Source organism: Kosakonia sp. H02, assembly GCA_030704225.1.
GTDB lineage: Bacteria > Pseudomonadota > Gammaproteobacteria > Enterobacterales > Enterobacteriaceae > Kosakonia.
The window spans coordinates 2,518,157-2,530,424 of sequence record CP131915.1 but is presented as its reverse complement, the minus strand read 5'-3'; the positions used below and the strand labels follow the sequence as shown (position 1 = coordinate 2,530,424).

Sequence of the window (12,268 nt, the reverse complement as noted above, 5' to 3'; positions counted from 1 at the left end):
CGTTTCAGGCATGATGGCGGTAATCGCTCGGCGTGCGGTCGAACTCCCGGCGAAACACCCGCGAAAACGTCTGTTGCGAGACGTATCCCAAATCCATCGCGATATCAAAAATGGGGCGTTTGGTGGTGCGCAGCGCCTCCGCAGCCAGCAGTAAGCGGCGCTGGCGAATGTACTCTCCCAGCGTCTGATGCATGACGGTGCGGAACATTCTCTGTAGATACCACTTTGAATAACCTGACTTTTTGGCGACAACATCAATGTTCATTGGTTGGTCGATATGTTCATCAATCCATTCAATTAAGGTCTGAATAATTTGCTGATGGGACATATTGCTTCCTCTTTCCTGATTCGTCGTTTTGTCTGCGGGCGAGTATAATTCCTCAAGTTAACTTGAGGTAAAGAGGTTTTATGGAAAAGAAAACGCCACGCATCAAAGCGCTGCTTAGCCCCGGCGAAGTGGCGAAACGCAGCGGGGTTGCCGTCTCTGCGCTGCACTTTTATGAGAGCAAAGGCTTAATAAAAAGTCAGCGCAATAGCGGCAACCAGCGCCGCTACCGGCGAGATGTGCTGCGCTATGTCGCCATCATTAAGATTGCGCAGCGCATCGGTATTCCGCTGGCGACCATCGGCGACGCGTTTGGCGTGTTGCCGGAAGGGCACACACTGAGCAAAAAAGAGTGGAAAGAGCTGTCGTCCCAGTGGCGCGAAGAGTTGGATCGGCGTATTCACACGCTGGTGTCACTGCGTGATGAGCTGGATGGCTGTATCGGCTGCGGGTGTCTGTCGCGCAGCGATTGCCCGTTGCGTAACCCCGGGGACAAACTGGGTCAGCAAGGGACCGGCGCGCGTTTGCTGGAAGACGATTAACGCGTACAAAAAACTAAAGCGCCCGTTGGGGCGCTTTAGTCGTTTTCCGGTCTTTGTCTTTCTCTCTATCCCGCTTGGTAACAGGAGGGTTTCCCCCGACATCAGCACCCCTCACGTAGACAGGAGGTTCCGGGTTGTACTGACACTTTAAGTGTAGGCATTACGCGCAGAGTTGCTACTTTTTTGACCTGTATTGCTTATGATTTTTTGCCTGCATGACGCGCCCTTTCCTATAGTTAAAACGAATAACTACAATCGAAAACCCGGCAGGAGAAAAACATGCTCACGGTGCATCACCTGAACCAATCGCGTTCGCAGCGCGTGCTCTGGGCTTTGGAAGAACTGGGCGTGCCGTATCAAATCGTCCATTATCAGCGTGAAAAAACCATGCTGGCCCCGGCATCCCTCAAAAAAGTGCACCCGCTGGGCAAATCGCCGGTGGTGGAAGATAACGGGCTGATCCTCGCCGAATCGGGGGCGATCCTCGAATACTTGCAGGAAACCTACGATCCTGAACAGCGCTTCAAGCCCCACGAAACCCAACAGAAACTCGATTACCGCTTCTGGCTGCACTATGCCGAAGGGTCGCTGATGCCGCTCTTACTGATGAAACTGGTTATCAGCCGTCTGGGCAAACCGCCCGTGCCGTTTGGCGTGCGCAGCGTTGGGAAAATCCTTGCAAAAGGCATCGAAACTGCTTTTCTGAACCAGCAACTGGAAACCCATGCGCGCTTTATGGAAGGGGAACTGGCGCAGCGGAACTGGTTTGCGGGCGACAATTTGAGCATGGCGGATATGCAGATGAGCTTCCCGGTTTTCGCCCTGCTGGCGCGCGGCGGCATTGATAATCTTCCCAACCTTCGCGCATGGAAAAAACGTGTCGAAATGCGCCCGGCCTGGCAACGCGCCATTGTGCAGGGCGGCCCGTTCGATCTCCCCGGCGAGTAAGAATGTTCGTATATTGTTGCAAAGTTGCGCATCGACGATAACGTTTGCGCATCCCCTGGATACTTCTTCGCCGCTTTGAGCGATATTTGGCAAAAAGTGGCAAAGTTCAGTTGAAAAGGGCGCTATAAACGCTGGATAATCGTTTGCCTTTTTTTGACCAACCGTTGTATGCGCGGAGTTAAACGTTTGCTTTTTTGTGGCCCCTTACCACAACGCAGCACAGGGAGATGACGTTTAACCGGCAGTGGACTGTCCACCACGCATACCAACGAACAATAAAATCTTTCAGGGGATGTTTCTATGTCTACGCCTTCTGCGCGTACCGGCGGTTCGCTTGACGCACTGTTCAAAATCTCTGCCCGCGGCAGCACCGTTCGTCAGGAAATCGTTGCCGGTTTAACCACCTTCCTGGCGATGGTTTACTCCGTCATCGTTGTGCCTGGCATGCTGGGCAAAGCCGGTTTCCCGCCGGCAGCGGTCTTCGTCGCCACCTGCCTGGTTGCCGGTGTCGGCTCCATCGTCATGGGGCTGTGGGCCAACCTGCCGCTGGCTATCGGTTGTGCTATTTCGCTTACCGCGTTTACCGCATTCAGCCTGGTGCTGGGTCAGCATATTAGTGTGCCGGTCGCCCTCGGCGCGGTGTTCCTGATGGGTGTGCTGTTCACCGTTATCTCTGCCACCGGCATTCGTAGCTGGATTTTACGTAACCTGCCGCAGGGCGTTGCGCACGGCACCGGTATCGGTATCGGCCTGTTTCTGCTGCTGATCGCTGCCAACGGCGTGGGTCTGGTGGTCAAGAACCCTATCGACGGCCTGCCGGTTGCGCTGGGTCACTTCGCCAGCTTCCCGGTGATCATGTCGCTGATTGGCCTGGCGGTTATCATCGGTCTGGAAAAACTGAAAGTGCCGGGCGGCATTCTGCTGACCATTATCGGCGTGTCGATTGTCGGCCTGATTTTCGATCCGAGCGTGCACTTCTCCGGTATCTTCGCCATGCCATCCCTGAGTGATGACAAAGGCAATTCGCTGATCGGCAGCCTCGATATTATGGGCGCGCTGAACCCAATCGTGCTGCCAAGCGTGCTGGCGCTGGTGATGACGGCGGTGTTTGACGCCACCGGCACTATCCGCGCGGTGGCCGGCCAGGCCAATCTGCTGGGTAAAGACGGCCAGATTATCGATGGTGGTAAAGCGCTGACCACCGACTCCCTGAGCAGCGTCTTCTCGGGTCTGGTGGGTGCGGCTCCGGCGGCAGTGTACATCGAATCTGCGGCGGGTACGGCGGCGGGCGGCAAAACCGGCCTGACGGCGATCACCGTTGGCGTACTGTTCCTGCTGATCCTGTTCCTCTCTCCGCTCTCTTACCTGGTTCCGGCTTACGCGACCGCACCGGCGCTGATGTATGTTGGCCTGCTGATGCTGAGCAACGTGGCGAAAATCGACTTTGCCGATTTTGTGGATGCCATGTCGGGCCTGATCACCGCCGTGTTTATCGTGCTGACCTGTAACATCGTCACCGGCATCATGATCGGTTTCGCCTCGCTGGTAATTGGCCGCGTGGTCTCCGGTGAGTGGCGCAAGCTGAATATCGGTACGGTGGTGATTGCCATTGCGCTGGTGGTTTTCTACGCCGGTGGTTGGGCAATCTGATCCTTAAACATTCTTACAATGGGCAACTTCGGTTGCCCATTTTTTTGCCCACGGCCCGGTTTCTTTGCGTTAAGCTGAAAGTTCTGGCATCAGGCCTGATGCCTGTATAACAACACACTGCAAACAGGGAACGCATGGAAATTTTCTTTACCATTCTCATCATGACCCTTGTGGTTTCGCTCTCGGGCGTGATCACGCGAGTTCTGCCGTTTCAAATCCCCTTACCGTTGATGCAAATTGCCATCGGTGCATTGCTGGCCTTACCGACCTTTGGTCTGCACGTCGAGTTTGACCCCGAACTGTTCCTGGTGCTGTTTATTCCGCCGCTGCTGTTTGCCGACGGCTGGAAAACGCCAACGCGTGAGTTCCTTGAACACGGTCGCGAAATTTTCGGTCTGGCGCTGGCCCTGGTGCTGGTCACCGTGATTGGCATCGGCTTTTTAATTTACTGGATAGTGCCGGGTATTCCGCTGGTGCCCGCCTTCGCGCTGGCGGCAGTGCTGTCGCCCACGGATGCGGTTGCGCTTTCCGGCATTGTTGGGGAAGGGCGCATCCCGAAAAAAATTATGGGTATTTTGCAGGGCGAGGCGCTGATGAATGACGCCTCTGGCCTGGTGTCGTTGAAATTCGCCGTCGCGGTGGTGATGGGCACGATGATCTTTACCGTCGGCGGAGCCACGGTGGAGTTTCTGAAAGTGGCGATTGGCGGTCTGCTGGCCGGGTTTGTGGTGAGCTGGCTGTACGGGCGCTCGCTGCGTTTTCTTAGCCGTTGGGGCGGTGACGAGCCCGCCACGCAAATTGTGCTGCTGTTCCTGCTGCCATTCGCCTCTTACCTGATTGCGGAACACATTGGCGTCTCCGGTATCCTTGCGGCCGTTGCGGCGGGGATGACCATCACCCGCTCCGGTGTGATGCGCAGCGCGCCGCTGGCGATGCGCCTGCGTGCGAACAGCACCTGGTCAATGCTGGAATTCGTCTTTAACGGCATGGTGTTCCTGCTGTTGGGCCTGCAACTGCCGGGCATTCTGGAGACCTCTCTGGTGGCGGCTGAAGCCGATCCGAACGTGGAAACCTGGATGTTGTTTACGGATATCGTGCTGATTTATGCCGCGCTGATGCTGGTGCGTTTCGGCTGGCTGTGGACGATGAAAAATTTCAGCCGCCGTTTCCTCACCAAAAAACCGATGGAGTTTGGTGCATGGAGCAACCGCGAACTGCTGATTGCCACCTTCGCCGGGGTACGTGGGGCGATCACCCTTGCCGGTGTGCTCTCGATTCCGCTGCTGTTGCCGGGCGGTGATGTCTTCCCGGCGCGTTATGAACTGGTGTTCCTGGCGGCCGGAGTGATCCTGTTCTCGCTGTTCGTTGGCGTTATCGCACTGCCCGCGCTGTTGCAGCACATTGAGGTGCGCGACCACGCTTTGCAACATAAAGAGGAGCGGATGGCGCGTGCAGCAACCGCCGATGTGGCGATTGTGGCTATTCAGAAAATGGAAGAGCGCCTGGCGGCCGACACCGAAGAGAATATTGATAATCAACTGCTGACCGAAGTCAGTTCTCGGGTCATCGGTAACCTGCGACGCCGCGCCGACGGGCGCAATAATATCGACAGTTCGCTCCAGGAAGAGAACCTCGAACGCCGCTTTCGCCTTGCGGCGCTGCGTGCCGAACGCGCCGAGCTGTACCATTTACGTGCGACCCGGCAGATCAGCAATGAGACGCTACAAAAAATGCTTCACGATCTCGATTTACTGGAAGCGCTGTTGATTGAGAACAAATAAACGATCTTTGCCGGATGGCGGCTGTGAACTGCGCCATCCGGCAATTAATCGCCTGGCACCTGTAACCAAAACCCCTCACAACACATCAGCCACGCTTTTGCGCTGTGTGACAAATAACTGCCTTCGCGCCAAATCATCCCTAACTGCCAGCGCAGATCGCTCTGCAATGGGATCCAGCGCAGGGTACGCTCATCCAGCCGCTGGCAAATCGGCTCCGGCAAAATCGCAATCCCGACGCCTGCCTGCACCATCGCGGCGAGAAAATCCCACTGCCCGCTGCGCACCGCAATACGCGGCTTCACGCCGTGCCGGGTAAACAACCGCATCAACTGGCGGCTCAGGGCGAAATCTTCGTTATAAATCAGCAATGCATGTTCGGCGAGTTCCTCCGGCGTTACCGCTTCACGCTTGAGCCAGTCGCCGGAGCGCGGCACCAGCACGCACAGCGGGTGGCTAAAGAGCGGTAAGGTTGCCAGGCCGCTCTCATCCTCAACCGGTAGCGCCGTCATCGCCAGATCCAGCTCGCCATTGCTCACTGCTTGTTGCACGCTCAGGCCGCCAAACTCGGAGATTTTCAACTCTATGCCGGGGTGGCGCTGGCGAAACAGGCTGATTGGCCCGGCGATTAACATGCCGACCATCGGCGGAATGCCGAGTCGCAGCACGCCTTTATCCAGTTGGTTGATATCTTCGAGTTCTGCTTCCAGTTGGCGAAATTCCGTGAGGATCGCCACCCCGCGCTCATAAACCACGCGCCCGGTATCGGTGAGCAATAATTTGCGTCCATCACGAATAAGCAATGTGCAATGAAGTTCATCTTCAAGGTTTTTCAGCATCTTGCTGATCGTGGGCTGGGTGACGAATAACCGTTCCGCCGCACGGGTAAAACTTTGCTGGCGCACTACCTCCACAAAATAACGCAGCGTCCGGATGTCCATAACTGTTCCTTTGAACCAGGCCTGCGGCGAGTGTACTGCATTCATTGTGTAGAAAAGATGGTTGTGATCTTTTTTTGACCAATTCGTTTACGGCATTGGGGTTTTTGCCCCGCTAATGGCCGCGGGGCGGGTGGGTAGTCACTGTTTTTTCAGCCGGGCGACCAGTTCAAATTCACTAAAATTCACCGGGCGCTGCTGCTGCATGGAGATATTCCCGGCAATGCCGGTCAGAATCGACATAGCACCGGCGCGGTGATCGGCGGCGCGTTTTAGCGGGTCATTGCCAGGTTGACCAAACAAATCCGCCAGCATGGCGTTATCGCCGCCGCCGTGCCCACCTTCACCGAGGGTGAAATCCGCTTTCCACGGCGCGGCAAACATCGGGAAAACGGTGATATCACAGGATTCGAGACTGCCTTCATTGGCGCGCTCGCCGCCCGCATTCACATAGGATTTCTCAACGATTTTCATCTCAAGCCGCCCAAGGCTGCCGTTAAACACCACGTTTAATCCTTCCCACGGCAAATACGTATTCAGCGAGTAGCTCAACTGGCACTGGTTCTGGTATTTCACCAGCACCGACATGGTGTCCTCAATGGTAATGCCATCGCTGAATACGCTCTGATCGCGCCAGTAATTATCTTCGTGCTCCGCATCCAGATAGAGCGCTTTTAGCTGCGGATTATCCGCCATCTTGAGCGCAAACGGGTCATCCTGGGCGGCGGCATAACCGTGCGCGCGCGGGTAAAACTGGGTCACGCCGCGTTTTTCCGCATTCTCTTTCCCGTAGAAGCGCAGCCCGCCTTCGGCGTAAACCCGCTGCGGATAACTGCCCAGCCAGAAGTTCATCAGATCAAAATGGTGGGTTGATTTATGCACCAGCAGCCCGCCGCTATTGCGCTTCTCCCGGTGCCAGCGGCGGAAATAGTCCGCGCCGTGTTCGGTATTCAAAAGCCATTCGAAATGTACCGAATAGACCTCGCCGATGGTGTTGTTCATCAGCAGTTCGCGCACTTTGCTGTGGTGCGGCGCATAACGGTAATTGAAGGCCACGCGCACCGTTTTTCCGGTCTGTTCAATGGCATCAAGAATGCGCAGCGCGCGCTGCTCATCGATGGTCATCGGTTTTTCGGTGATCACATCGCAGCCTGCGTGCAGTGCGCGCACAATATAGTCGTCATGGGTTCTGTCCATGGTCGTGACGATAATTGTGTCCGGGCGCGTTTCGCGGATCATCTCTTCAAACTGCGCCGCTTTCCAGGTGGGCACCGCCGCCGCACCTTCCTGCAACAGCAGTTGGTTGGCGTAATCCATGCGTGTCTGGTTACTGTCGCAAAACGCCACCATGCGGGCCGTCGCTTGCCACTGCCCGCCGATAGCGGAAATATAGAGTCCGGCACGCCCGCCGGTGCCAACTAACGCATATTTTTTCATCGCATCCTCTCTAATGAATTAACGTGCTGAAGTAATAAAAACAACGTTTCAATTTGATGGGGATACTGTAGCGCGATGGCGGGCGTTGCCTACAACGGAGGTGGGAAAGTGTGATCCCCGGCCATTACTGACCGGGGCAGAGATTAATGTACGTGACCCTTTTCGATACCAATCCCGGTTTGCGAGCGGATAAACTGCGCGCGGAACAGATCGCGCTCGCGGTTACCGGCTTCGGAGTTATCGGTAATGGAGAAAATCCAGATGCCGATAAACGCCACGGCAATGGAGAACAGCGCCGGGTATTCGTACGGGAACACGGCGGTAGCGTGACCGAGGATCTGCACCCAAATCGTTGGGCCGAGGATCATCAAAATCACCGCTGTCAGCAGACCGAGCCAGCCGCCAATCATCGCGCCGCGCGTGGTCAGTTTCGACCAGTACATCGAGAGCAGAATGATCGGGAAGTTACAGCTCGCCGCAATGGAGAAGGCCAGGCCGACCATAAAGGCGATGTTCTGGTTCTCGAACAAAATCCCCAGCAAGATGGCGACCACACCGAGCACCAGCACGGTGATTTTCGACACCTTCAGCTCCTGGCGTTCGGTGGCACCTTTGCGGAACACGTTGGCATACAGATCGTGGGACACCGCCGATGCGCCCGCCAGTGTCAGGCCCGCAACCACCGCCAGAATGGTGGCGAAGGCCACGGCGGAGATAAAGCCGAGGAACAAGTTGCCGCCCACTGCATCAGCCAGATGCACCGCCGCCATATTGTTACCGCCAATCAGCGCGCCCGCCGCGTCTTTAAACGCCGGGTTCGCGCCCACCAGCATGATGGCCCCAAAGCCGATGATAAAAGTCAGGATGTAGAAGTAACCCATAAACCCGGTGGCGTAGAGCACGCTTTTACGCGCTTCACGCGCATCGCTCACGGTGAAGAATCGCATCAGAATATGCGGCAAGCCTGCGGTACCGAACATCAACCCAAGTCCGAGGGACAGCGCCGAAATCGGGTCTTTCACCAGCCCGCCAGGGCTCATAATGGCATTGCCTTTCGGGTGCACCGCCATTGCTTCGGTGAACAGGTTATTGAAGCTAAAGCCGACGTGTTTCATCACCATAAAGGCCATAAAACTCGCGCCGAACAGCAGCAGCACGGCTTTGATAATTTGTACCCAGGTGGTGGCGAGCATGCCGCCGAACAGCACATACATCACCATCAACACGCCCACCAGCACCACCGCGATGTGGTAATTCAGGCCGAACAGCAGTTCGATAAGTTTGCCCGCGCCAACCATTTGCGCAATCAGGTACAGCGCCACCACTACCAGCGAACCACAGGCGGAAAGGGTGCGGATCGGCCCTTGTTTCAGGCGGTAGGACGCCACATCGGCGAAGGTATAGCGCCCGAGGTTACGCAGGCGTTCGGCAATCAGAAACAGGATTATCGGCCAGCCGACCAGGAAGCCGAGGGAGTAAATCAGCCCGTCGTAGCCAGAGGTATAAACCAGCGCGGAAATCCCCAAAAACGAGGCGGCAGACATAAAGTCACCGGCGATTGCCAACCCGTTCTGAAAACCAGTGATATTGCCGCCCGCGGTGTAGTAATCACTGCGCGAGCGCACGCGTTTCGACGCCCAGTAAGTGATATAGAGCGTCAGCGCGACGAAAATAATGAACATAATAATCGCCTGCCAGTTGGTCGGCTGGCGTTCCACCGCGCCGGTAATCGGGTCGGCGGCAAAGGCGGCGAGGGGAAGTGTGGCGGCAAGCGCCGTCAGGACTCTCTTCATGATGCGTTTACCTCGCTCAGCACGGCTCTTGTCAGACGTTCAAATTCACTGTTCGCTCGCCAGACATACACCGCCGTCAGCACAAACGAAATCACAATCACACCAATACCAATCGGAATGCCGCGCGTGACGCTGGTACCCGCATGCAGCGGCGTGCCAAGCCAGGTCGGTGCAAACGCGATAAGCAGAATAAAGCCGACGTAGATAATCAGCATGATGATAGAAAGAAGGAAGGCAAACCGTTGCCGTTTTTCGACTAACTCCCTGAAATGCGCATTGTTTTCTATCCGCTGATAAATGGGGTTTTCATTCATCGCAGGTCTCCAGAGGTTTCCCCTTCGTCTTTCGCGCCGCAGGTGCGTTGGTTGCGCTCGCCCACCCCAGTCACATAGTTATCTATGCTCCTGGGGATGTGCTCGTTTGCCGCCTTCCTGCAACACGAAATCCTTTGGGGAATATAGGTTGGTAAGGGTTATTTGTTCGGTTACGACGGCATGGTAATGGCCTGCTTCTCTTCGAGCAGTTTTTCCACGACGCCTGGATCGGCAAGCGTTGAGGTATCGCCAAGATTGCTGGTATCGCCTGCGGCGATTTTGCGCAAAATTCGGCGCATGATTTTGCCGGAACGGGTTTTCGGCAGTGAGTCTGTCCAGTGCAGCACATCTGGCGTTGCCAGCGGGCCAATTTCTTTACGCACCCAGTTGCGCACATCGGTATAAAGCTCCGGCGAAGGCTCTTCGCCGTGATTCAGCGTCACGTAAGCGTAAATCGCCTGGCCTTTAATATTGTGCGGAATACCGACCACCGCGGCCTCGGCGATTTTCGGGTGTGACACCAGCGCCGATTCGATTTCCGCCGTTCCCAGACGGTGACCGGAAACGTTCAGCACATCGTCCACGCGCCCGGTTATCCAGTAGTAGCCATCTTCGTCGCGACGTGCGCCGTCGCCGCTGAAATATCTGTTTTTGAAGGTAGAGAAATAGGTCTGCTCGAAGCGTTCGTGATCGCCAAACAGCGTCCGCGCCTGGCCCGGCCAGGAATCGGTGATCACCAGGTTGCCTTCGGTGGCCCCTTCCAGCGGGTTGCCTTCGTTATCCACCAGCGCAGGCTGCACGCCAAAGAACGGGCGCGTGGCGGAACCGGCTTTCAGTTCGGTCGCGCCGGGAAGCGGCGTAATCATAAAACCGCCGGTTTCCGTCTGCCACCAGGTATCCATCACCGGGCATTTACCGTTACCGATTTTCGACCAGTACCACTCCCAGGCTTCCGGGTTAATCGGCTCGCCCACAGAGCCGAGGATACGCAGCGAAGAGCGGTCGGTCCCGGCAATCGCTTTATCCCCTTCGGCCATCAGCGCACGGATCGCCGTCGGCGCGGTGTAAAGAATATTGACCTGGTGCTTGTCGACCACCTGGCTCATACGTGCCGGTGTTGGCCAGTTCGGCACGCCTTCAAACATCAGCGTGACCGCGCCGCAAGCCAGCGGCCCATAGAGCAAATAGCTGTGGCCGGTGACCCAGCCGACATCGGCGGTACACCAGTAAACATCGCCCGGATGGTAATCAAAGACATATTTGAAGGTCGACGCGGCATACACCAGGTAACCGCCGGTGGTGTGCAGCACGCCTTTCGGTTTGCCGGTTGAGCCGGAGGTGTAAAGGATAAACAGCGGATCTTCCGCGCCCACTTCTACCGGCTGATGCTGGTCGCTGGCGTTTTCCGTCAGCGCGCTCCACCACAGGTCGCGACCCTCTTGCCAGTCGATATTGCCGCCGGTGCGTTTCAGCACCACCACATGTTCGATGGTCTTCACGTTGGGGTTTTTCAGCGCGTCATCGACGTTTTTCTTCAGCGGGATCGAACGACCCGCGCGCACGCCTTCGTCGGCAGTGATCACGAGGCGCGAGTTCGAGTCGATAATGCGCCCGGCGACAGCTTCTGGCGAGAAGCCGCCGAAAATCACCGAATGCACTGCACCAATGCGCGCGCAGGCAAGCATCGCCACAGCCGCTTCCGGCACCATCGGCATATAAATCGCCACCACATCGCCTTTCTTAATGCCGAGATCCACCAGCACATTGGCAAAGCGGCACACGTCGCGGTGCAGTTCGCGGTAGGTGATTTTTTTGCTTTGGCTGGCGTCATCGCCTTCCCAGATAATAGCGGTCTGGTCGCCGCGCTCGGCAAGGTGACGATCGAGGCAGTTGGCGGCCAGGTTCAGAGTGCCGTCTTCATACCATTTAATTGAAATATTACCCGGCGCGAAGGAGGTGTTTTTCACCTTCTTATAAGGCGTTATCCAGTCGAGGATTTTGCCCTGCTCGCCCCAGAACGTGTCTGGGTCGGTAATGGATTGCTGATACCAGGACTCATACTGCTGAGAATTTATCAGGCAACGTTCCGCAATATTCGCGGGAATAGCGTGTTTATGTATCTGGCTCATGGCGGTTGCTCTCCTTGTAAGATGTTAATAATATGTCACAAGAAGGTTAATCATAGGGCTTTTGCCCGGTTTGTTTATTATTTGCGCGATAGATCACGCATTCATTTAACCGCTATGAAATTCACCGTCGAACCGATAGGCTCTTAATTATTTTTCTGCTTGATTATTCACTTCATAAATAAAGAAGCGCAGAGTAAATTTGGCTGCTGAATTGTTAGTACGACATTTCTTACGATTAAAAAACGCGCAAATGAACAAAATCTGGCGAATAATTTCAGGGAGTGAATATTGGAATTCAGGCGAGTGAAAAGTTTTGCATAACAAATAGTTATTGATAATAACTGGAATAAAAGACGGTTTTTACTTAAAAAATCAGTCAAACCCCCTCCCGGTATAGGGTTGCGCGTTACACCC

Annotated in this window: 10 protein-coding genes; 4 read left to right on the top strand and 6 right to left on the bottom strand. The window is 55.7% G+C overall.

The genetic code is table 11. From position 1 onward, the window contains the following. Positions 1-4 precede the first annotated feature (4 nt). Positions 5-328, bottom strand: a complete 324-nt coding sequence (gene soxS / locus Q5705_11925; GenBank protein ID WLI75308.1) for a superoxide response transcriptional regulator SoxS — start codon at positions 326-328, stop codon at positions 5-7. 80 nt (positions 329-408) lie between these two features. Between soxS and soxR the strand changes: the two genes are divergently transcribed. The 4 genes from soxR (at position 409) to Q5705_11905 (ending at position 5,246) form a co-directional block, all read left to right on the top strand. Continuing rightward, entirely contained in the window at positions 409-867 is a 459-nt protein-coding gene (gene soxR, locus Q5705_11920) for a redox-sensitive transcriptional activator SoxR (protein WLI75307.1), read from the top strand. Between the two features lie 279 nt (positions 868-1,146). Next, positions 1,147-1,815, top strand: coding sequence for a glutathione S-transferase (locus tag Q5705_11915; GenBank protein WLI75306.1), 669 nt, complete (start codon positions 1,147-1,149; stop codon positions 1,813-1,815). A 300-nt stretch (positions 1,816-2,115) separates the two neighbouring features. After that, a complete protein-coding gene (ghxP, locus tag Q5705_11910) occupies positions 2,116-3,465 on the top strand; it encodes a guanine/hypoxanthine transporter GhxP (GenBank protein ID WLI75305.1) in 1,350 nt (449 codons plus the stop codon). A gap of 134 nt (positions 3,466-3,599) precedes the next feature. Further along, positions 3,600-5,246: a Na+/H+ antiporter gene (locus Q5705_11905; protein WLI75304.1), complete on the top strand. Its 1,647-nt coding sequence runs from the start codon at positions 3,600-3,602 to the stop codon at positions 5,244-5,246. 44 nt (positions 5,247-5,290) lie between these two features. On the opposite strand, the gene Q5705_11900 is transcribed toward Q5705_11905, so the two are convergent. From Q5705_11900 to acs, 5 genes are all read right to left on the bottom strand, one after another. Continuing rightward, on the bottom strand, positions 5,291-6,184 hold the full coding sequence (locus tag Q5705_11900) for a LysR family transcriptional regulator (protein ID WLI75303.1): 894 nt from the start codon (positions 6,182-6,184) through the stop codon (positions 5,291-5,293). Positions 6,185-6,322: 138 nt separating this feature from the next. Next, complete coding sequence (locus tag Q5705_11895; protein WLI75302.1) at positions 6,323-7,618, bottom strand: Gfo/Idh/MocA family oxidoreductase; 1,296 nt, start codon at positions 7,616-7,618, stop codon at positions 6,323-6,325. A 143-nt stretch (positions 7,619-7,761) separates the two neighbouring features. Continuing rightward, a complete protein-coding gene (actP, locus tag Q5705_11890; GenBank protein ID WLI75301.1) occupies positions 7,762-9,411 on the bottom strand; it encodes a cation/acetate symporter ActP in 1,650 nt (549 codons plus the stop codon). After that, positions 9,408-9,725, bottom strand: coding sequence for a DUF485 domain-containing protein (locus Q5705_11885; GenBank protein WLI75300.1), 318 nt, complete (start codon positions 9,723-9,725; stop codon positions 9,408-9,410). The genes actP and Q5705_11885 overlap by 4 nt, the downstream gene beginning before the upstream one ends. Positions 9,726-9,895: 170 nt before the next feature. After that, positions 9,896-11,854, bottom strand: a complete 1,959-nt coding sequence (gene acs, locus Q5705_11880; protein WLI75299.1) for an acetate--CoA ligase — start codon at positions 11,852-11,854, stop codon at positions 9,896-9,898. Positions 11,855-12,268: the final 414 nt, after the last annotated feature.